The organism is Peptoniphilus mikwangii (genome assembly GCF_000468535.1).
Lineage (GTDB): Bacteria > Bacillota > Clostridia > Tissierellales > Peptoniphilaceae > Anaerosphaera > Anaerosphaera mikwangii.
The window spans coordinates 399709-423285 of record NZ_AUQY01000002.1 but is presented as its reverse complement, the minus strand read 5'-3'; the positions used below and the strand labels follow the sequence as shown (position 1 = coordinate 423285).

General features: G+C 33.3%; 15 protein-coding genes, 1 tRNA gene and 3 rRNA genes. 16 read left to right on the top strand and 3 right to left on the bottom strand.

Annotated elements, in window-relative coordinates:
- The first annotated feature begins 916 nt into the window (after positions 1–916).
- From M915_RS02430 to rrf, 12 genes are all read left to right on the top strand, one after another.
- Positions 917–1138, top strand: coding sequence for a helix-turn-helix transcriptional regulator (locus M915_RS02430; RefSeq protein ID WP_009222705.1), 222 nt, complete (start codon positions 917–919; stop codon positions 1136–1138).
- The gene (locus M915_RS02425) at positions 1125–1565 is read left to right on the top strand and encodes a hypothetical protein (RefSeq protein ID WP_036729030.1); all 441 of its coding nucleotides are present in this window, start codon (positions 1125–1127) and stop codon (positions 1563–1565) included. The genes M915_RS02430 and M915_RS02425 overlap by 14 nt, the downstream gene beginning before the upstream one ends.
- A 117-nt stretch (positions 1566–1682) precedes the next feature.
- Entirely contained in the window at positions 1683–2105 is a 423-nt protein-coding gene (locus tag M915_RS07575; RefSeq protein ID WP_235043750.1) for a hypothetical protein, read from the top strand.
- A 14-nt stretch (positions 2106–2119) separates the two neighbouring features.
- Positions 2120–2515 carry a hypothetical protein gene (locus M915_RS07570; RefSeq protein ID WP_235043749.1) on the top strand — a complete coding sequence of 132 codons (396 nt, stop codon included), beginning with the start codon at positions 2120–2122 and terminating at the stop codon, positions 2513–2515.
- A gap of 189 nt (positions 2516–2704) precedes the next feature.
- Entirely contained in the window at positions 2705–2986 is a 282-nt protein-coding gene (locus tag M915_RS02415; protein WP_036729027.1) for an ArsR/SmtB family transcription factor, read from the top strand.
- Positions 2986–5430: an FAD-dependent oxidoreductase gene (locus tag M915_RS02410; protein ID WP_036729024.1), complete on the top strand. Its 2445-nt coding sequence runs from the start codon at positions 2986–2988 to the stop codon at positions 5428–5430. The genes M915_RS02415 and M915_RS02410 overlap by 1 nt, the downstream gene beginning before the upstream one ends.
- A gap of 165 nt (positions 5431–5595) precedes the next feature.
- A complete protein-coding gene (trmB, locus tag M915_RS02405; RefSeq protein ID WP_036729022.1) occupies positions 5596–6234 on the top strand; it encodes a tRNA (guanosine(46)-N7)-methyltransferase TrmB in 639 nt (212 codons plus the stop codon).
- 133 nt (positions 6235–6367) lie between these two features.
- Positions 6368–7240 carry a D-alanyl-D-alanine carboxypeptidase family protein gene (locus tag M915_RS02400; RefSeq protein ID WP_036729019.1) on the top strand — a complete coding sequence of 291 codons (873 nt, stop codon included), beginning with the start codon at positions 6368–6370 and terminating at the stop codon, positions 7238–7240.
- A 256-nt stretch (positions 7241–7496) separates the two neighbouring features.
- Positions 7497–9025 (top strand): 16S ribosomal RNA (locus M915_RS02395).
- Between the two features lie 155 nt (positions 9026–9180).
- Positions 9181–9257, top strand: a tRNA-Ile gene (locus tag M915_RS02390).
- A gap of 134 nt (positions 9258–9391) precedes the next feature.
- Positions 9392–12251, top strand: a 23S ribosomal RNA gene (locus M915_RS02385).
- A 30-nt stretch (positions 12252–12281) separates the two neighbouring features.
- Positions 12282–12397: ribosomal RNA gene (gene rrf / locus M915_RS02380) — 5S ribosomal RNA — on the top strand.
- Together the 16S, 23S and 5S rRNA genes with 1 tRNA gene alongside form the textbook arrangement of a ribosomal RNA operon.
- Before the next feature lie 173 nt (positions 12398–12570).
- On the opposite strand, the gene M915_RS02375 is transcribed toward rrf, so the two are convergent.
- The 3 genes from M915_RS02375 to M915_RS02365 are packed head-to-tail and all read right to left on the bottom strand — an operon-like array spanning position 12571 to position 16788.
- Entirely contained in the window at positions 12571–13992 is a 1422-nt protein-coding gene (locus M915_RS02375) for an aminoacyl-histidine dipeptidase (protein ID WP_036729016.1), read from the bottom strand.
- Positions 13992–15206 (bottom strand): peptidase T, encoded by a 1215-nt coding sequence (gene pepT / locus M915_RS02370; RefSeq protein WP_036729014.1) that lies wholly within the window; start codon positions 15204–15206, stop codon positions 13992–13994. Before pepT ends, M915_RS02375 begins: the two co-directional genes overlap by 1 nt.
- A 55-nt stretch (positions 15207–15261) precedes the next feature.
- Positions 15262–16788 (bottom strand): YfcC family protein, encoded by a 1527-nt coding sequence (locus M915_RS02365; protein WP_009222084.1) that lies wholly within the window; start codon positions 16786–16788, stop codon positions 15262–15264.
- 271 nt (positions 16789–17059) lie between these two features.
- Here M915_RS02365 and M915_RS02360 point away from each other — a divergent pair, with 271 nt between their 5' ends.
- From M915_RS02360 to ileS, 4 genes are all read left to right on the top strand, one after another.
- Positions 17060–18259: a BaiN/RdsA family NAD(P)/FAD-dependent oxidoreductase gene (locus M915_RS02360; protein WP_036729011.1), complete on the top strand. Its 1200-nt coding sequence runs from the start codon at positions 17060–17062 to the stop codon at positions 18257–18259.
- Between the two features lie 53 nt (positions 18260–18312).
- Entirely contained in the window at positions 18313–19593 is a 1281-nt protein-coding gene (locus tag M915_RS02355; RefSeq protein ID WP_036729009.1) for an NAD(P)H-dependent oxidoreductase, read from the top strand.
- Positions 19594–19651: 58 nt separating this feature from the next.
- Positions 19652–20065 carry an RrF2 family transcriptional regulator gene (locus tag M915_RS02350; RefSeq protein ID WP_009222087.1) on the top strand — a complete coding sequence of 138 codons (414 nt, stop codon included), beginning with the start codon at positions 19652–19654 and terminating at the stop codon, positions 20063–20065.
- A 210-nt stretch (positions 20066–20275) separates the two neighbouring features.
- Positions 20276–23371 carry an isoleucine--tRNA ligase gene (ileS, locus tag M915_RS02345; protein WP_036729006.1) on the top strand — a complete coding sequence of 1032 codons (3096 nt, stop codon included), beginning with the start codon at positions 20276–20278 and terminating at the stop codon, positions 23369–23371.
- The last annotated feature ends 206 nt before the right edge of the window (positions 23372–23577 follow it).

The following is a 23577-nucleotide window of genomic DNA, read 5'->3' as shown; positions in this document are numbered from 1 at the left end:
ACACGAAGAATACTTGATAATATGTTGTTGTATTATTTATACTGAATTTTCGTTATAAAAAAACTAAAAAATAGTGGTTTTAGTTAACGGATTCATAGTCAAAATTATAAAAACGATATGATGCCAATCATATCGTTTTTTGATAGAAATAAAAATTGATAAGTGAAATGTAAGAGTATACTACTAAAAATAATATTATAAAATATTTGATGAGATAAAATATAATTTGTTAGGTTATATAATGCAGAATAATAAAATCTCATACCTTTTATATCTTTTTACTTTATACAGTATTTGGAATATGCATTCAAAACAATGGAATATTTGTCGATATAGAAGTCATCAAATCACATTTCGATAGATTTTATATACTGACAAGTCTCAGTTTGTATATTTAAAACAATCAAATACAGAATCGCAAATTAAAAACAGTAAATTAAAAAAGTTTACTGTTTTTTTATTGTTTAAAATCAAAAATAAAGGACAAGAAAAATTAAAAATATAAAAGAAAAAATCGTCAGTATAGAAGAAATCAATAAAACCTTAATAAAGAAAACAAATATGAAGATTTTTATAAAAGGCATATCGCAGATATTATTTTATTTTAAAGTGTAAAGAAATATCTGAAATAATATTTAGACAAAAGCAAGAGCTTAAATATATCCAAGTGAAAATTGAAAGTAAGTACTTTGAGGAAAGAAAAAGATAATCTATATTCTCAAATCTTAGATATGCGAAAATAGGTTGAACAAGCTGAAAACGTTAGAAGTAGCATAGAAAAATTCTTGCAAGAAAACAGAGAACTGACACAGAACAAGAAGCAAGAGTTAGAAGTATAATTTCTGTAAAGGTAACTTGACAAAAGTACAAACGGGGGATTATAATAATGTAAAGGAAACTTGACAGAAGGAGGACGGTGCGTTTGAAAAACAAATTAGATGAATTGCGAAAAATTAACGGTTTGACTCAAGAAGAATTTGCAAAAGAATTAAGAGTTTCAAGGCAAACTATTAGTGCGATAGAAAATGGTAAATATAATCCATCTTTAGATTTAGCATTTGAGATAGCATTATATTTTAACAAGACAATAGAAGAAGTATTTACTTATGAAAAGGAGGAAAAATATGAAAAAAAGTAATCTGATTTATGGTTTAATTTATATTATATTAGCTGGAATATCTTTGTATGTAGCTATTTACTTTGGCGACAATAAGATGACAGGTATATTTTACGGTTTAACAGGTGCTTTAGGAGGTAGTGGTATCGTTACTATAATTCGATATTTTTATTGGCAAAAGAACAAGGAAAAATATCAAGAAAAATTAGAAATTGAAGAAATAGAACAGCAAGATGAATTAAAACAAAAACTGAGAGATAAATCCGGAAAATACACTTATTGGATTGGAATGTTGATTATAGCTTTATCTATTATTGTGTATTCTGTACTTGGAGTTTTGAATATCATGGATGCAGAGCATATTGTAATTTATTTAGGGGCATACTTAATTAGCCAAGTGTTTATCGGTGTTATAGTTTTTAATTATCTATTGAAAAAATATGATTGATAAAATTCTAAAAAAGAATATTTTAGTAAAAACAGTAAATTAAAGAGAAAAAATTTAATTTGTTATGTATTTTGTGATTAATTTAGATGTGAACTATAAAAGGAGGTGTATATTGATATGGAAAAAGTAAAGATAGAAAAAAATACAGTTCAGGAAACTTTGATTGTTCCGTTATATGGAAGAAAAATGTGTTCTGAAAAATTTCCCGAACTTTATATGGATATTTTTGCTAATAGATTGTGTGATAGGTTGGATTATGATTTTTCAGAATTAGAGAAAAAGAAAAATTCATTTTTATATGAATTTGGTTCTCTTGAAGCTGCAATGCGACAGTTGGATATAATATATGAGATTAAAGAATATTTAAGTAGGTATCCTAAAGCAACAATTGTAAATCTTGGTTGCGGTTTAGATGAAACGGGAAAAACTTGTGATAACGGACTTTGCCATATTGTAAATGTGGATTTTCCGGATGTCATATCAATTCGTAAACAATTGATTTTTGAGCAGGACAGAGAAAAAATGTTGCTTGTGATTTAAAAGATTTTTCATGGATGGATGAGGTTGACGGTTCTAACGGAGTTATTTTCTTTGCTGCCGGGGTATTTCATTATTTTAAGAAGAATGAAGTAAAAGTATTGGTATTAGAACTTTCAAAAAAATATTCTAAAGGATGTTTGATTTTTGACAGTGTAGGCAAGCTCGGTTTGAAGCTGATGATGTCAAAAGTATTAAAGAATATGGGGATTAGTGATGTAGAAGGATTATTTTATGTAAATGATCCGATACAAGAATTAAATTGGTCGGAAAAAATTAAAATAACTTCAAAAGGTTATATGTTAGGATATTATGATATGAAAAGTCCTAATATTCGCTTTTCTCATCGTTTACTTGCTAAGATAGGGGATAAAGTGATGAAGATGTCAGTAAATAGAATGGATTTTAAATAAGTAAAGAGTTTTGATTTAATAAAAATAAGATTGTAATTAATATTTATAGTGAAGAATAAAAATGAAGATAATAGTATTGAAGGACATTAAAAGTAATGTCCTTTTTATTATGTTATTAATGATTGGGAAAAATATTTTGAAACTTGACATATTAGAATATTCTAATATAATAATATGTAGGTGATTATTATGGATAGAGAAATTATTATACGAAATGCAGATATATTAAAGGGTATTGCAAATCCTATAAGACTCTGTTTAGTGAAAAAAATTTTTGAAAATGGTAGTTGCAATGTATCGTTTTTTACAGATTGTATGGAAGTAAGTCAGTCTAATATAAGTCAACATCTTGCTAAGATGAGAGATTTAGGGATTTTAGATTATAAAAAAGACGGTAAAAATGTAAATTATTTTATTAAAAATGAGAAAATTAATGAAATAATAAAAGTGTTATTTAAAGAGGAGAAATAATGTCAAAAAAAATAGTTGTTGTAGGCGGGGTTGCAGGAGGAGCAACTGCAATAGCGAGAATTAGAAGATTAGATGAAAATGCTCAAATTATTTTATTTGAAAAGGGAGAATTTGTTTCGTTCGCAAATTGCGGGCTTCCTTACTATATAGGAGGCACTATTTCAAGTAGAGATAGTTTATTTGTTTCTGATATTGAATCGATTACGAGTAAGTATAATGTTGAAATAAGAAATTTTTCTGAAGTTATAAAAATAGATAAAGAAAATAAAAAAATATCTGTTGTAGATTTGAAAGTCAATAAAGAATATGAAGAAAGCTATGATGTTTTATTGCTTTCTACAGGTTCGACACCTTTTATTCCTCAAATGGACGGGCTTGAGTCTGAAAATGTATTTACTTTGTGGAATATTCCGGATACTGATAAAATTTATAATTTTATAAAAATTAATAAACCTAAAAATGCTGTTGTTGCAGGCGGAGGATTTATCGGACTTGAGATGGCGGAAAATTTGTCTGAGCTTGGTATTAAAGTTACTTTAGTTGAGTTTGCAGATCAAATTATGCCTCCTTTAGACAAAGATATGGCAAAATTAGTTCAAAATCATTTAGAACATAAAGGAGTTAAGCTAATTTTAAATACAGGAGTGAAGTCTATTTTTGATAATGGTAATAAAATTCTATTGTCAGATGGAAGTAAAATTGATACAGATATGACTCTTCTTTCAATAGGTGTAAGACCGAATTCTAAATTAGCAAAAGATGCAGGACTTGAGCTGAATGAAAGAGGAGGAGTTATCGTAAATGACAATATGCAAACAAGTGACTCCTTTATTTATGCCGTCGGAGATATGATTGAAGTAAATAATCCGATATCATTACAAAAGACTATGATACCTCTTGCAGGCCCTGCGAATAAACAAGGAAGAGCTGTTGCAGCAAATGTGTTGAATTTAAAAAAAGAAACTTATGACGGAACTATAGGAACAAGTGTAGCAAAGGTTTTTGATATAACAGTTGCAAGTACGGGAGAAAATGAAAAGGCGTTAAATAAAAGAAATTTAAAATTAAACAAGGATTATGGAATAGCACTAATTCATCCTATGTCCCATGCGGGATACTATCCTGGTGCAACTCCGTTAACTTTAAAACTGATATTTTCATTGGAAAATGCAAAAATATTAGGTGCACAAATTGTGGGATATGACGGAGTTGATAAGAGGATAGATACAATAGCAACAAGTATTCATTTTAATGGGACGGTATATGATCTTACAAAAATAGAACTTGCATATGCTCCTCCTTATTCATCAGCTAAAGACCCTGTAAATATGGCAGGATATGTCGCTACAAATATATTGGAAAAATTGACAGACCCCGTGACATTTGAACAGTGGCAAGCGAATAAAGAATTATACACTCTAATTGATGTAAGAGAAGATATTGAAGTGGTACAAGGTAAAATAGAAAATGCACTTCAAATTCCACTTACAAGAATTAGAAAAGAAATGTCGAAGCTTGATAAGTCAAAAAAATATTTATTATATTGTGCAGTGGGTGTAAGAGGATATATTGCAGAGAGAATATTAAAGCAAAATGGATTTGATGCATATAATTTTGTCGGAGGATATAGGACTTACAGAGATATTACAGATAGTGAAGACAGCTTTGAACTTATAGGAAATCAAAATTTAGAGCAAGACAAATTTGTGCTTGATAATAAAGAGAAAGCGTTAAGTTTAGATGTTTGCGGATTAAGTTGTCCAGGACCCATTGTAAAAGTATCGAAGAAAATGGAAGATATGAATATTGGGGAAATACTTAGTGTTAAAGCGACAGACCCAGGTTTTATCAGAGATATTGACAGTTGGTGTAAAAATACCGGAAATACTCTTATTTCAAGAAATGAATACAAAGGAAATTATTTTGCAAGCATTCAAAAGGGAGAAAAAGTAGAAACTTGTAGTGTCAATACTTGTAAAGAAAAAACGATGATAGTATTTGATGGAGATTTAGATAAGGCAATAGCTGCGTTTATAATAGCTACAGGAAGTGCGGCTATGGGAAATAAGGTAAATATGTTTTTCACATTTTGGGGATTAAATATTCTTAGAAAAGATGAAAAAGTTGATGTACAAAAAGATATAATTGGAAAAATGTTCAGTATGATGCTGCCAAGAGGAGCTAAAAAGCTTGGATTATCAAAAATGAATTTTTTAGGAATAGGTTCTAAAATGATGCGCGGTGTAATGGCCAAGAAGGGAATCAGTTCGCTTGAAGAATTGATTATTGAAGCTAAAAAAGCCGGAGTTAAAATGACAGCATGTCAAATGTCAATGGATGTTATGGGGATAACAAAAGAAGAATTGATTGATGGCGTTGAAATCGGCGGAGTAGCAACAATGTTAAACGATAATGATAATTCAAATATGAATTTATTCATCTAATATGAGGTAAAATAAGGCGACTTTGAAGTCGCCTCATTTTTATGCATATATAGTTAGATGATTATTGAAAAAGCTTGTACTGAATGATAAAATATAAAAATTAGTTAGATTTTATTTAATGGTGATACTATAAGGATGTAATCCTTTTTATTTATGGAGATATTAATGAGACTTAGAAAAAAACATTGGGCAATTCCTGAAATGAAAGAAAATCCGTATGTATATTTTGATGCTGCTGAATATAAAGGTAAGTGGAAAGAAGTATTTGAAAATTCAAATAAAATACATATTGAAATTGGTGCCGGTAAGGGAGCTTTTATTCAAGAGTTGGCAAGACGAAATAAAAATATAAATTATGTAATAATAGAACAAGAATCAAATGCTTTTGTTTATGCTACAAGAAAAATAATAGAAGAAAAACTTGAAAATGTAAGAGCGCTTCCAATAAATGCTGAAAAAATAAATGAATATTTTGATAAAGAAGAAATTGACAGAATATATATTAATTTTTGTAATCCATGGCCTAAGCTAAGGCATCAAAAAAGAAGATTAACTCATCCGAGATTTCTTGTTCAATATAGAGAAATATTAAAAAAGGATGCTGAAGTACATTTTAAAACTGATGATTTAGATCTATTTAATGATTCGCTTAAATATTTTGAAGATAATAAATTTAAAATTATGAAATGTACAAGAAATATGAAACTTGAAGATTATCCTGAGAATATAGTTACAGAATATGAAAATAAATGGAGAAGTAAAAATATTCCGATATGTTATGGAGTTTTTAGAATTGAAAAATAAATTTTGATAGTAATTATAACAGTAAGTCACTGAAATGATTTACTGTTATTTAATTTATCTATAATAAAAGTTTAATAAATTTGCATAATGTTTGTTGTATAATTTAATACATAAATATTAAAGGAGAAAATAAATGAAATTTAAAAAAATTAAAGTAATTATATTTTTAATGGTAATTGTTATATCCGCGGGATTAACATTACTGTATTTTTGCAATAATAAATTAGCTAAAATTGATTACAATTCGAAGGCAATTTGTGTAATGGATGCAGATAAAAATAAAATAATATTTGAAAAAAATGCAAATGAAAAATTAAAAATAGCTTCACTTACAAAATTAATGACAGTACTTGTTGCAATTGAAAAGAATTTAGATTGGGAAGAAATTAGTCCTGTAGATGTAGAAAGTTATAAAAATATGGTAGCTTCAAATGCTTCTATGGTAGGATTTTATGGAAGAGAAAGAGTTAAAGTAAAAGATTTATTATATGGAACAATGCTTGCATCCGGAGGAGAAGCAGCTATGAGTCTTGCCATAAAATCAAGTGGAAGTTTAGAAAATTTTGTCATTGATATGAATGAAAAAGCAAAAGAGCTTGGGCTTAAGGAAACAAATTTTTCAAATCCTGTCGGAATGGATGAAGAAAATAATTATTCAACAGCAAGGGATATGGCATTATTATTAAATGAAGCAATAAAAAATGAGGAATTTAAAAAAATTTTTACTGCAAAAAATTATACTACAACAGAAACATTAGATCATCCAAATGGAATTAATATAGAGAGTACAGTTCTTAAAGAAATTTCAGATGAGGATAAAACTGATTTTAAGATATTGGGAGGTAAAAGCGGAACAACAAAAGAGGCAGGACTTTGTTGGGCAACATTATCAAAAAAAGGAGAAAAAAACTATATAATAGTAGTAATAGGAGCACCATTGGATGAATTAAGAAATCCTACAATGTTACAGAAAGAGGATACAATAAAAATATTAGAAAAGATATAAAAAAACTATTGACAAAAAAGAATAAAACTAATAGAATAAAAAAGCTATCGCTTGAACAGAAAATTTCATAAAAGAAATAAAGAAAAATAAAAAAAACATCTTGACATCTTTAAAATGAAATTATATAATGAATAAGCTGTTCAAATGAATAGCAAACCTTGATAATTAAATAGTGTAAGAGAAAGAAACACAAGCAAAGCAAAAAAGCTTAGCGGAAAAAGTCAGTGAAAGAAACTGAAAGCTAAGGATACAAATTTCAATTGAGAGTTTGATCCTGGCTCAGGACGAACGCTGGCGGCGCGCCTAACACATGCAAGTCGAGCGATGAAAAGGATTTGGAGTTCTTCGGGACAAAGAAACCTTGGATTAGCGGCGGACGGGTGAGTAACACGTGAGTAACCTGCCTTTGACATGGGGATAGCCTCGGGAAACCGTGATTAATACCCAATAACATTTCCAAGTCGCATGACATGGAAATCAAAGCGTTTAGCGGTCAAAGATGGACTCGCGTCTGATTAATTAGTTGGTGAGGTAACGGCTCACCAAGATAGCGATCAGTAGCCGGCCTGAGAGGGTGAACGGCCACATTGGAACTGAGAGACGGTCCAAACTCCTACGGGAGGCAGCAGTGGGGAATATTGCACAATGGGGGGAACCCTGATGCAGCGACGCCGCGTGAGCGAAGAAGGTTTTCGAATCGTAAAGCTCTGTCCTATGGGAAGATAATGACGGTACCATAGGAGGAAGCCCCGGCTAACTACGTGCCAGCAGCCGCGGTAATACGTAGGGGGCTAGCGTTGTCCGGAATCACTGGGCGTAAAGGGTTCGCAGGCGGAAAAGCAAGTCAGGTGTGAAAGGCGAGGGCTTAACCCTCGTAAGCATTTGAAACTGTTTTTCTTGAGATGTGGAGAGGTAAGTGGAATTCCTAGTGTAGCGGTGAAATGCGTAGATATTAGGAGGAATACCGGTGGCGAAGGCGACTTACTGGACACAAACTGACGCTGAGGAACGAAAGCGTGGGGAGCAAACAGGATTAGATACCCTGGTAGTCCACGCTGTAAACGATGAGTGCTAGGTGTCGGGAGTAATCTCGGTGCCGCAGTAAACACAATAAGCACTCCGCCTGGGGAGTACGTACGCAAGTATGAAACTCAAAGGAATTGACGGGGACCCGCACAAGCAGCGGAGCATGTGGTTTAATTCGAAGCAACGCGAAGAACCTTACCAGGGCTTGACATATAGTGGACATATTTAGAGATAAATACTTTTCTTCGGAAACCGCTATACAGGTGGTGCATGGTTGTCGTCAGCTCGTGTCGTGAGATGTTGGGTTAAGTCCCGCAACGAGCGCAACCCTTACCTTTAGTTGCCAGCATGTAAAGATGGGAACTCTAAAGGGACTGCCGATGATAAATCGGAGGAAGGTGGGGATGACGTCAAATCATCATGCCCTATATGCCCTGGGCTACACACGTGCTACAATGGTCGGAACAAAGGGTAGCAAACTTGTGAAAGTAAGCAAATCTCAAAAAGCCGATCTCAGTTCGGATTGTTCTCTGCAACTCGAGAACATGAAGTCGGAGTTGCTAGTAATCGCAGATCAGAATGCTGCGGTGAATGCGTTCCCGGGTCTTGTACACACCGCCCGTCACACCATGGGAGTTGGCAATACCCGAAGCCTGTGAGCTAACCTTAGGGGAGCAGCAGTCGAAGGTAGGGTTAATGACTGGGGTGAAGTCGTAACAAGGTAGCCGTATCGGAAGGTGCGGCTGGATCACCTCCTTTCTAAGGAGATTAACTGTTGGACTGTAAAAGGAAAGGCAGTAATCAAAAGTGAAGGAYACACAACAAACCAAAGAGAGCTTGGTTCTAAGCTCTTACACTATTAATTATATATAAAAAAATCCAATTCAAAACTATATAGTTTTGAATTAATTTATGGACTTGTAGCTCAGGTGGTTAGAGCGCACGCCTGATAAGCGTGAGGTCGGAGGTTCGAGTCCTCCCAGGTCCACCAGTAATGATGAAAATCATTAAAAGAACCATGAAAACTACAAATCTAGAAGAAAGTCAAAACTTAAATTTCAGAAGAAATAAAGAAAAGACAAGAACACTGGAAAAGAAGTTAAATTTAGAAATAAATATAACAAAGGTCAAGTAAAAAAGAGCATTAGGTGAATGCCTAGGCACCAAGAGGCGAAGAAGGACGTGACAAGCTGCGAAAAGCTGTGGTAAGGAGCAAATATCCATCGACCCACAGATATCCGAATGGGGAAACCCACCTTAAAAAGGTATCTTTAAGCGAATAAATAACTTAAAGAAGCGAACCGGGTGAACTGAAACATCTAAGTAACCCGAGGAAAAGAAAGAAAACTCGATATCCCAAGTAGCGGCGAGCGAACAGGATAGAGCCCAACCGTGCATAAAGTATAAATAGCCAGTAGAATCATTTGGGAAGATGAACCAAAGAAGGTAACAGTCCTGTAAACGAAGGCGAAGAAATACCGGCACAAAAGAGTACCACGAGACACGAGAAACCTTGTGGGAAAATGGGGGGACCACCCCCCAAGGCTAAATACTACTTGGTGACCGATAGCGAACAAGTACCGTGAGGGAAAGGTGAAAAGAACCCCGGGAGGGGAGTGAAATAGAAACTGAAACCTAATGTTTACAAGCAGCGAAACTGGCAAAAGCCAGGATCGTGTACTTTTTGTAGAACGGGCCAGCGAGTTATGATATCTAGCAAGGTTAAAGTATAAAGTACCGGAGCCGTAGAGAAATCGAGTCTTAATAGGGCGAAAGTTAGATGTCATAGACCCGAAACCGTGTGATCTATCCATGGGCAGAGTGAAGTTGAAGTAAAATTCAATGGAGGCTCGAACCGGGTAGCGTTTAAAAGCTATCGGATGACCTGTGGATAGGGGTGAAAAGCCAAACGAACACGGAGATAGCTGGTTCTCCTCGAAATAGCTTTAGGGCTAGCCTTTAGTGATCAATGATGAGGGGGTAGAGCACTGAATCGTAGAGGGGTCTGTAAGATTACTAATACGTATCAAACTCCGAATACCAAATCAAGCACTAAGGAGTCAGACAATGTGGGATGAGCTTCATTGTCGAAAGGGAAACAGCCCAGACCACCAGCTAAGGTCCCAAAATAATAGTTAAGTGGGAAAGGATGTGGAGTTACTCAGACAACCAGGATGTTGGCTTAGAAGCAGCCATACATTCAAAGAGTGCGTAATAGCTCACTGGTCAAGTGACTCTGCGCCGAAGATAACCGGGGCTAAACTATATACCGAAGCTGTGGACTACGAAAGTAGTGGTAGAGGAGCAATGTGTAAGAGACGAAGCATAAGGCGTAAGCCGATGTGGATTTTACAGAAGAGAGAATGCTGGCATGAGTAGCGAAAGGTGAGTGAGAATCTCACCCGTCGAAAACCTAAGGATTCCTGAGGAAGGCTCGTCCACTCAGGGTAAGTCGGGACCTAAGGCGAGGCTGAAAAGCGTAGTCGATGGACAACAGGTGGAAATTCCTGTACCGATATGAAGCGTAAGAAAGTAAGTGGGGACGCAGGAGGATAGTAGCAGCGCCCAGTTGGTGAGGCGTGCAAGCACAAAGGTGGGAATAGAGGCAAATCCCTATTCTAAGAACACTAAAGTGTGATGCGGATCGAAAAACAAGTAGAGAAGGATATGACTCCACACTGCCAAGAAAAGCCACTATCAAGTAACATATCGCCCGTACCGCAAACCGACACAGGTAGGAGAGGAGAGAATCCTAAGACGAGCGGAAGAACCTTTGTTAAGGAACTCGGCAAAATGACCCCGTAAGTTAGCGAGAAGGGGAGCCCCTGTAAAAGGGGGCCGCAGTAAAAAGGCCCAAGCGACTGTTTACCAAAAACATAAGTTTCTGCAAAGTCGAAAGACGAAGTATAGGAGCTGACACCTGCCCGGTGCTGGAAGGTTAAGGGAAAATGTTAGGAGCAATTCGAAGCATAGAACTGAAGCCCCAGTAAACGGCGGCCGTAACTATAACGGTCCTAAGGTAGCGAAATTCCTTGTCGGGTAAGTTCCGACCCGCACGAAAGGTGTAACGATTTGGGCACTGTCTCAACAAAGGATCCGGTGAAATTGTAGTAGCGGTAAAGATGCCGCTTACCCACGACAGGACGGAAAGACCCCGTGGAGCTTTACTGTAGGCTGACATTGGATTTTGAGTTTAAATGTACAGGATAGGTGGGAGACAAAGAAGCTAGTACGCCAGTATTAGTGGAGTCAACCTTGGGATACCACTCTTTTAAGCTTAGAATTCTAACCTAACCCCTTGAATCAGGGGAAGGGACACTGTCAGTCGGGCAGTTTGACTGGGGCGGTCGCCTCCCAAAAAGTAACGGAGGCGTTCAAAGGTTCCCTCAGCACGGACGGAAATCGTGCGAAGAGTGCAAAGGCAGAAGGGAGCTTAACTGCGAGACCAACAAGTCGAGCAGATAGGAAACTAGGACTTAGTGATCCGGTGGTACCGAGTGGAAGGGCCATCGCTCAACGGATAAAAGCTACCCCGGGGATAACAGGCTTATCTCCCCCAAGAGTCCACATCGACGGGGAGGTTTGGCACCTCGATGTCGGCTCGTCTCATCCTGGGGCTGAAGTAGGTCCCAAGGGTTGGGCTGTTCGCCCATTAAAGAGGCACGCGAGCTGGGTTCAGAACGTCGTGAGACAGTTCGGTCCCTATCCGTCGTGGGCGTAGGAAATTTGAGAGGAGCTGTCCTTAGTACGAGAGGACCGGGATGGACTAACCTCTGGTGAATCAGTTGCACTGCCAAGTGCACGGCTGAGTAGCTAAGTTAGGAAGGGATAAGAGCTGAAGGCATCTAAGCACGAAGCCCCCCTCGAGATGAGATTTCCCCTGAAAAGATAAGACCCCTTGAAGAAAACGAGGTAGATAGGCTCAAGGTGTAAGAGCAGCAATGTTTTAAGCTAAAGAGTACTAATAGGTCGAAGACTTGACCAAGAAAGAAGAAAGATTTGTAGTTAAATGGTATCCGGTAACGAAAGTAAGAGGGAAACACCTGTAACCATACCGAACACAGAAGTTAAGGCTCAATACGCCGATGGTACTTGGCTGGCGACGGCCCGGGAGAGTAGGTATTGCCGGTTTGAATAAAGGTCTATGAATGAATATGTAAATATCGTTTATAGGCTTTTTTATTTTGTTTAAAATTATTAAAAATAAGCTGTATTAACAAATTAATAATTAAATCTTATAAATGCATAATAAAAACTCTTAATATAAATTAAATATTAAGAGTTTTTATTATTTGTATTTTTTATTACTTTAAGTTTTTTAAAAGTTCTAAGGTAAATTCATATACTCTCTTTGTAGATGGTATTGAAAGTGTTTCTTGAGGAGTATGTGCGCCTGAAATATCAGGTCCGATTGAAATCATATCTAAGTTTTTATATTTTATATAGAATACTCCGCATTCAAGACCTCCGTGGGTAATATCTATTGTCATTTCTTTTCCATACATTTCTTTATATAGCTTCATAGTAAGTGCTCTTAAATTGGAATCTTCTTTATATTCCCATTCAGGATAGTAGTTGGAATAGTTATATTCTACATTATATTCCTCTGAGATTAAATTGAATTTATTTTTAAATTCAGTCATCAAATCCCCTTTATTAAATCGCATTGAATTCCAAACTTCATATTTTCCGTTATCTTTTTTAGTTACTATTGCAAGATTAGAAGATGAAGCTACAAATGTTTTTGTTTCATCTGTAAATGAATTTACTCCTGTTGGGAGAGATAATAAATATTTTGCAAATTTATTTGTAGATTCTATTGATTGAGCTTCACTAGGTGTTTCTATTTCATTGTATATTATTTTAAGTTCACCTTCAATATTGCTGTATTTTTCTTTTAATGAAGTTATCAGTTCGTCAATACCATTTGTGTTCTTGATAGCAAGTTTAACTTTTCCAAGTCTTGGAATAGCATTATCTTTGGTTCCCACTATAAAGTCAACAAGCATAGAATCCTTTAAATTTTCTACAAAATCTGCCATTACAACAACCATGTTTCCTTTAGGGTTGGCAATTTCTACACCGCTGTGACCTCCCATAAATCCTGAGAAGTTGAATTCATAAGTTTTATATTCATTTGTTGGTGAAAGTTCAGGAGTGAAGTATGCCATATACAATTCTCCTCCGGCAGAGCCCACAGTCATTATTCCTTCTTCTTCAGAGTCTATGTTAATTAGATAATCACCTTTAAGAACTTTATCAGATAGAGCTTGTGCACCACCTAAATCTGTTTCTTCAGAAACTGTTACAAGAACTTCTAATGGTGCATGAGCAATTGTATCTGAGTCCAGTATAGCAAGTGCCATTGCTACACCTATACCATCGTCTGCGCCAAGGGTTGTATCATTTGCATGTAAGTTATCTCCATCTACTATAAGTTCAATAGGATCTTTTTCAAAATCATGAGTGGAGTTTTCTCCTTTTTCAGGAACCATATCCATATGTCCTTGTAAGATTACACCTTTTGCATTTTCATAACCTTTAGAAGCAGGTTTTCTGATTATAACATTATATGATTCGTCTTGTAAAACTTCCAAATTTCTTTCTTTTGCAAATTTCACAAGATAATCTGAAATTGCTTTTTCATTTCCGGATCCTCTAGGGATTTGAGATATTTCTTCAAAGTATTTAAATACATCTTTTGGTTCTAATTGTGAATATTCCATTATTTTGCCTCCAAATTTTCAATTATTTTAATTACTAAATCTTTTCCTTTTGTTAAAGAAGATACTGGAATAAATTCGTATCTTCCGTGGAAATTATATCCACCTGCAAATAGGTTGGGACAAGGAAGTCCCATATATGAAAGAGTAGCTCCGTCTGTACCACCGCGAATTGGTTGTATAATAGGTTCTATATTGAGATCTTTCATTGATTTTGATGCAAGTTCTATAATTTCCATATGTGGTTCAATTTTTTCTTTCATATTGAAATATGAATCACTAATATTAATTATAGCAACATTTCCATATTTTTTGTTTATAAATTCAACGATATTTGTAATTAATTCTTTCTTTTTATTAAATAATTCTATATCATGGTCTCTTATTATATAGAACATTTTTGTTTCTTCAACTGTTCCGTTAAACTCATCTAATAAGAAAAATCCTTCATAACCTTCAGTATGTTCAGGACGCTGAGCTGATGGAAGAAGAGAATTTATTTCTATTCCTATAAGTGATGAATTTAGCATAATATTTTTTGCAGATCCGGGATGAACATTTTTACCTTTTATTGTAATTTCTACACTTGCGGCATTGAAATTTTCATATTCTAATTCGCCTACAGGACCGCCATCAATTGTATAAGCGAAATCTGCTGCGAAATTTTTAACATCAAATAAGTTAGCTCCCCTTCCGATTTCCTCATCAGGAGTAAAACCAACTTTAACTGTTCCGTGTTTTATAGATGGATTTTCAATTAAATATTCCATTGCAGAAACTATAATTGCAATTCCACTTTTATCATCTGCACCAAGTAGTGTAGTTCCATCTGTAGTTATAAGTCTTTCTCCGATTAAATTTTTGAGAAATGGAAATTCTTTTTCTGTCATTACATATTCATCATTAAGTTTTATATCTCCACCTTTATAATCAACAAATTTAGGATTGACATTTTTTCCTGTTAAGTCTGGAGCTGTATCCATATGAGCAATAAATCCTACTATCGGAACATTTTTATTTGTGTTTGAAGGTAAAGTAGCATATACATATCCGTTTTTATCCATAGTTACTTCTTTCATTCCGATATTTGTAAGCTCTTCTACCAAGTACTTTGCCAAGACTAATTGGTTTTCTGTAGAAGGACATGTTTCAGAGCTGTCATCGGATGTAGTTTCAAAGGAAACATATTTTAAAAATCTTTCTACTATATCTTTCATAATCCACCTCATTTATAATTTTAAAAGATGTAGCCGGCATTAGCCGGCTGCTTTTTTACATAATAGTTTGAACACCAAGCATAGTTGCTGCAAATATTGCAAGTAGTACCATGTAAGGTATTACCCATTTTACCCATTTATCATAAGTTACACCAACCATTTGCAATGTAGGAAGTATTAATCCTGTAGGTGTTAAGAATGCCATCCAACCTTGACCGTAAGTGTATGCTGATACAATTACATCACGTCCTAAATTTACAGTATCTGCTAGTGGAGCAAATATAGGCATTGATAATACGGCAAGACCTGATGAAGATGGTATAAAAATTCCAAGGAAAGTGAATAAAATCATTTGTACTATTGAGAACAGTATTCCATTCATACCGTTTACAAGATTAGAAGCATAGAATAGCATTGTATCTGAAATAGATCCGTTATCCATAATTATATTAATAGCTCTTGCTACACCGCATACTAATGCTACTTGAATTAAATCTGCTGCTCCGTTCATAAATGTATTTACTGCTTCACCTTCAGTCATATTTGATAAAAGCATAATTAAGAATGCTGTTACCATAAATATTACGCTCATTTCAGTGAACCACCAGCCTTGAGAATAATCTCCCCAAATCATTACAGGGAATCCTAAACCAAATATTAAAAGAATAAGTTTTCTTTTTAGAGTAAATTCAGGAGCATTGTTTGAATCAAAGTTATCTAAATCAAATTTTTGTCTTATTTCAGGCATTTGGTCGGAAATAATCGATAAACTTGGATTTTTTTGAACTTTCTTTGCATAGCGATAGATGTAGATTAAAGTTAAAATAGAACCTAAAACAAGACCTACAGATCTTATAGGAAGACCAAGTTTAAAATTAATTCCGGCTGCTGTTGATGCTATTATAGTGGCAAACGGGTTTACTGTTGAGAACATTGTTCCCAATGATGATGCCATATAAATTGTTGCAATTGCTACCATGGCATCATATCCGCTTGCAATAAAAATAGGTAATAAAATAGGATATAATGCTATAGTTTCTTCTGCCATCCCAAAGGTTGTACCGCCGAGAGCTACCAGAGAGAATACTATTATAATTAGTATAAATTCTTTACCTTTGGTTTTTTTAGAAAGTGCTGCAATACCTGCATCAAATGCTCCGGTTTTGTTAAGAAGACCAATATTTCCACCAATTATCAATATAAATATTATAATGTCTACAGTATCAATAACACCCTCAATAGGAGATTTTAAAAATGCTGTTAATCCCTGCGGATTTTGTTCAATAGTTTTATAAGTACCTGGAATTGCGATAGGCTTACGAATATCTCCTCCTGTAAATTTTTCGAGTCCTATTGCTATGTTAAGCTCTTTTAAAGTATCTTCAGTTGCAGGTTTTTCGGTAACATTTCCTTCTTGATCGATAACTTCAAATACATTGCTATCTCCATCATAAGATAGACGTTGATATAGTCCGGCGGGAACTATAAATGTAAGTATTGCTGCAAGAATTAATACAATAAATAGTACCGTGAAGGCATTAGGAAAGGCCCTCTTTTTTTTCTTTTTGGTTGTTTCTGTCATTAAATATCACCTCATTTTTTTATTAAGAAATCTTATATTATAACAAATGAAAGAATTTCTTAATTATATTTTAACCCTACTGTAAATTAAAAACAAGAAAATTATATAAGATAAATTAATAAAAATCTGTAAATTTAGCTGTTTGAAGTGTAAAACTATATCAGGTTTTAAATATATTAAAAATATCGATGTAAAATAAATTGTATTTCAAAATAAAGATGTTTTGCTATATAATTACATAAAAGATTATTTAATAGAGAGTGATTTAATTATGAAAGTAATTATAATAGGTGGAGGAATATCCGGAGTTTTTTGTGCAATAGAACTTGCAAGAAGAGGAAATAAAGTTGTCATACTTGAAAAAAAAGATAGAATTTTAAAAAAAATGTTAGTTACAGGAAATGGAAGATGTAATTTAACAAATATGGAACTTTCTTCAGATAAATATTTTGAGAAAAAAGAATTTGTTTCAAATGCTATTGAAAAATTTTCAAATATAGATTTTATAAATTATCTTAATACTATTGGAATATATACAACGATTGAAAATGCAAATAGAGTATATCCGATAACGTTAAAGGCACAAAGTGTAGTTAAAGAATTATTAGATGAGCTTTATGATTTAGGAGTGGAGATTTTTTGCAACAATAGTGTTATATCAATAGAAAAAGAAAATAAGTTTGTTGTTAAAACTAATGAATGTTCTTATGAATCTGATAAAGTAGTTTTTGCAGTTGGAGGATCATCAACTCCAAATCTCGGTTCAGATGGTAAGAGTTATAAAGTACTTGAAAAATTGGGGCATAGAATCACAAAAATAATGCCGGCACTTACACAAATAAAATTAAATTCTAAATATTTGAAGCATTTAAGCGGAGTTAAAGTTGTTGGAAATGTAAAACTTATTAACGGTAAGAATGTAGTTGAAGAAGATTTCGGTGAGATTTTATTTACAGATTATGGAGTAAGTGGTCCTCCGATATTAAATATTTCCAGAAAAGTAAATTTTTATAAAAAAGAATTGAAAATAAAATTATCTATTATTAATAATGTTGATGATTTAAGTTTAATGAAAAATGAATTGTATAATAGGTATTATATGCTTTCTCATTTTGATTTAGATAGATGGCTTAGCGGAATAGTAGATAAAAAATTTATATATTATATAACAGATATCTTAGGAATGAAGAAAGAAACGTCTTTAAACATAATAGACAGTTCTGAATTTGAACGATTAATTAATATATTACTTGAAAGTGAATTTGAAGTTTTGGGTAATAGAGGATTTGAAAATTCTCAAGTGAGTGTTGGAGGAGTTGCAACTGATGATATAGATGAAAAATCTTTTGAATCTAAAATTTTAGGCGGGCTATATATTATAGGAGAGGTTCTTGATGTTGATGGTATGTGCGGAGGATATAATATTCAATGGGCAGTATCATCTGCAATGCAAGCTGCCAGAAGTATGTAGCTTTTAAAACTAAATTTTATATGATATAATTTTATTTTAGATAAGGAGGCAGTATGTTCTATTTAAAAAAAGTTTTAGAAGAGCATGGTAAAATTTCAGTTGGAGTTGTTGGGGCTGGAATTATGGGTACATCATTAGTATCACAACTCGAAATAATAGATAATTTTATGCCGCAAGTTCAATCATCACGCAAAATAGAATCAGTTCTTGAATCTTTCAATAAAGCGGGAATATTAAAAGAAAAAATAAAAATTACAAATGAATTAGATGAGGCATTAAGATATATTGAACAAGGATATTATATAGCTACTACAAATAATGAAATTCCTGCAAAATTTACTGACTGTGTTGTTGACTGTACAGGAGATACAGAAGCCGGAGCACAAATTTCTCTTTGGGCTATAGAATCAAAAACAGATATTGTAACATTAAATGTTGAAATGGATGCAACTATAGGAGCATATTTAAAAATTTTAGCAGATGAAGCCGGAATAATTTATACAGGGTCTTCCGGAGATGAACCTGGAGCTATAATAGAACTGTTCGAGTTTTTAAAAACAACCGGTTTTGATATTTTGGTTCTTGGAAAAGGGAAAAATAATAAGTTAAATAATTATGCAATACCCGATGAACTTTGTGATGAAGCAATATCGAGAGGATTAAATCCAAGGATGTTAACATCATTTGTTGATGGAACAAATACAATGACAGAACTTAATGCAGTTTGTAATGCTACCGGTTTTGTTCCGGATACAAGAGGATGTCATTGCTTTACAACAAGTCCAAAAGAAATTGCTAAAGATATTAATTTGAAAGAATACGGCGGTATGTTAAATAGTTACGGAGTAGTTGATTTTGCGATGGGAATAGCGCCGGGAGTGTTTGCAATTGTCAGGGCAAAATCAGATGTAATAAAGTCTGAAATGAAATATCTTTCAATGGGAGACGGACCTAATTTTGCAATATATAGGCCCTATCATTTGACAAGTATTGAAGTGCCGAATTCAATTATAAGAGCTGTAGTTCTTAGGGACTCATCTATTGTTAGCATTGGAGCACCTGTTGCTGAAACTATAGCAATAGCAAAAAAAGATTTGAAAGCAGGAGATTTTATTGACGGCATAGGTGGATATTCTGTTTTTGGACAACTTGAAAAAGCAGAAATTCAGAAAAAAGAAAATTTGCTTCCGATAGGATTGATAGTTGGAAATGTTAGGCTTAGAAGAAATGTAAAAAAAGGACAAGCTCTCAGCTATGAAGATGTAATTTTGGATGAAAATTCTGTAATAGTTAAACTTAGAAGAGAACAGGATAAAAAAATTATATTGACGTAATATATTTAATATTATAGAATGTATCTATTATAGATTAGGATGGAGAGGAATATCTGGTATGAGAATTACACAAGAAACAGATTATGCATTTAGAATTTGTGGATATTTAGCTCAAAATGAAGGACAAGTAATTGGAGCGCCTAAGATAGCAAGTGAAAAGAAAATATCTGAGAGATTTACACTTAGAATTTTAAGAAAGTTAAATCTTGCAGGTATAACTACAGCAAAAAGAGGTGCTGCAGGGGGATACTTGTTAAATAAACCTAAGGAAGAAATTACATTATATGACATAATTGTTGCAGTAGATGGACCAATTATAGTTAATAAATGTATTGATTCAGAATGTGGAAGAGTATCTGACAGCCCTTGTGGATTTGTAGGATGTAAATTTCACAATAAACTTGCAGAAGTACAACAAACAATAGTAGATATGTTTAAAGATGCAACATTAGATAAGTTTATGGAGCGATGAAAAGACCGTTATGCTTGATATTTATTTTTAGAGAGTGTTCGCTTGGTGGAAGAACATAAAATTGAGCATATAGATCAGCTTGGAGCTTTTAGGTTAGTCGCCTTAAGACCTTAAGAGATAGACATCTATAATTAGGGTGGTACCGCGGCAATGTTCGTCCCTTTCTTTTGAAAGGGACTTTTTTTTATATTATTTTTAAGGAGGAAAAAGATGAAAGTATTTAAAACACTTTCTAAGGAATCTGTAAAAGAAAGAGAAGAAAGTATAGCAAAATATTGGGAAGATATAGATCTTCTCCACAGATCCGTTGAGACAAGAGCTGGGAATGAACCTTATATATTTTTTGAAGGACCTCCTACAGCAAACGGTCGTCCGGGCATACATCACGTAATGGCTAGAACATTAAAAGATTTAACTTGTAGATATAAAACTATGAACGGCTATCAAGTAAAAAGAAAGGCCGGATGGGATACACACGGTCTTCCTGTTGAAATTGAAGTTGAAAAAAGACTTGATCTTCATAACAAACAAGATATAGAAAAATATGGTATAGCAGATTTTAATAAAATGTGCAAAGAATCTGTATTTGAATATGAACGTGAATGGAGAACTCTTACAAAGAGAATGGCATATCTTATAGATCTTGATCATCCATATATAACACTTGAAAATGATTATATAGAATCAGTTTGGTATATACTAAATAAGATGTTTGAAGATGGACTTATTTATGAAGGACATAAAATATTACCATATTGTCCAAGATGTGGAACAGGTCTTGCATCACATGAAGTGGCTCAAGGATATGAAGAAATAAAAACAGAAACAGTAATTGCAAAATTCAAATTAGCTAATAAAGATGAATATTTCCTTGCGTGGACAACTACTCCATGGACACTTCCATCTAATGTTGCACTTACAGTAAATGCAGATGTAGATTATATAAAGGTAAAGTATGAAGATGTAATATATTATGTTGCAAAAGATCTTGCATCTAAAATCTTTGATAAAGAATATGAAATTCTTGAAACAATGAAAGGGAAAGAGCTTGAATTTGTAGAATATGAACAGTTAATACCATTTTTAACTACAAATAAAAAAGCATTTTTTGTAACTTGTGCGGATTATGTAACAACTGAGGATGGTACGGGAATAGTTCATACAGCACCTGCATTTGGAGAAGATGATTATCAAACAGGAAGAAGATATGATTTACCGGTATTAAATCCTGTAGATGAAGAAGGTAAATTTACAGAAACTCCTTGGAAAGGACAATTTGTAATGGATGCGGATCATGAAGTAATACATTACTTATATGATAATGATAAGTTATTCAAAAAACAAAAATTCTTACACAATTATCCTCATTGTTGGAGATGTCATACTCCATTGATTTATTATGCACATCCATCTTGGTATATAGAAGTTACAAAGTTTAAAGATAAATTAATTGAAAATAATAATGATGTTAATTGGTTTCCTGAATTTGTAGGAGAAAAGAGATTTGGAAATTGGCTTGAAAATTTAAATGATTGGGCAATTTCAAGATCAAGGTATTGGGGAACACCACTTCCTCTTTGGAGATGTGAATGCGGTCATGTTGAGTCTGTAGGTTCTAGAAAAGAACTTGTAGAAAAAGCGGTAGAAGATATAGATGAAACTGTTGAATTACACAGACCTTATGTTGATGATATACATTTAACTTGTCCTCATTGCGGCAAACCTATGACAAGAGAAAAAGATGTAATTGACGTATGGTTTGATTCAGGCGCTATGCCTTTTGCTCAATGGCACTATCCATTTGAACATAAAGATGATTTTAATGAGTTATTTCCTGCAAATTTCATCTGTGAAGGTATAGATCAAACAAGAGGTTGGTTCTACTCACTACTTGCAATTTCAACTTATATGACAGGAGTTACTCCTTACAAGAATGTACTTGTTAATGATTTAATTCTTGATAAATTCGGTAAGAAAATGAGTAAGTCTAAAGGTAATACAGTTCAACCATTTGAATTATTTGATAAATACGGAGCTGATACAGTTCGCTGGTATTTAATGTATGTATCACCACCATGGGCACCTACAAAGTTTGATGAAGACGGATTAAGAGAAGCTGAATCTAAATTCTTCAGATCACTTAGAAATATATATAATTTCTTTAGTCTATATGCAAATACAGATGAAATAGATCCGCGTGAATTTAAAGTTTCTTATGAGAATAGAGATGAAATAGATAAGTGGCTTCTTTCAAAATATAATAATCTTTTGCTAAATGTTAAGGCTGATATGGAAGTATTTGAGCTTACAAGAGTTGTAAGAAATATTCAAGACTTTGTAATAGAAGATTTTTCTAACTGGTATATCAGAAGAAATAGAAGAAGATTTTGGAAAACAGAAATCGATGATGATAAAAAAGCTGTTTACAATACAACATATGAAGTTATGCTTGGAATTACAAAAGTGATAGCACCTTTTGTTCCGTTTATAGCAGAAGAGCTTTTTAAATCTCTCACAGAAAATGAATCTGTTCATCTTGAAATGTATCCGCTTGCAGATGAGTCATTAATTGATACTAAACTTGAAGAAAAAATGGATTTAGTAAGAAGCCTAGTGGCACTTGGTCGTGCTTCAAGAGAAGAAGTTAAGATAAAAGTTCGCCAACCACTTTCAAAGGTAATAATTGATGGTAAATACAAAGAAATAATAGGCGATTTAACGGATTTAATAAAAGAAGAATTGAATGTTAAAGAAGTTGTATTTGAAGAAGATTTATCCGTATTTATGAATTATGAATTAAAGCCAAACTTTAAAGTGGCAGGTTCAATTCTTGGAGCAAAAATTAAAGAGTTTGGAAATGTATTAAAGTCAATAGAACCGAAAAAATTTGTATCAGACTTGAGAAATGGCGCTGTAAATATGGTTCTAAACGGAGAAGATACAGAGATATTAGAGGATTATGTATTAATAACAATAAAGTCTAAAGAAGGCTTTGATGTAATAATGGAAAATAATTTATTTGTAATACTGGATACAGAATTTACAAAAGAATTAGTTGAAGAAGGATATGTTCGTGAGTTTATTTCAAAGATTCAGCAACTTAGAAAATCTGAAGATCTTGATGTGCTTGATAATATAGTAATATCTTATGAAGCTGATGATGAAGTAGTAGAGGCAATAACAAATTATACAGAATTTATTAAAGCGGAAACACTTGCTCAAGATATAAAGAGAGAAGGTTTTGAAGGAGAATCTGTTGATTTGAATGGACATGACTCTAAAATAAAAATAGAAAAACTCAATTAAATAATGAAATTAAGAAGTTAATGTACTAATATTAGTATATTAACTTCTTTTTTATAGTAATAAAATTTATGCTTAAAGATTTTAAAGTAATAAGAAAATATATTTATTTAAAAACTTTAACAACATCAATGTTAAATAATTATATTGATAGCATTAAGCTAGGAATATGGAATACTGAGCATATGCCATGTATTAAAGAGAAAAAT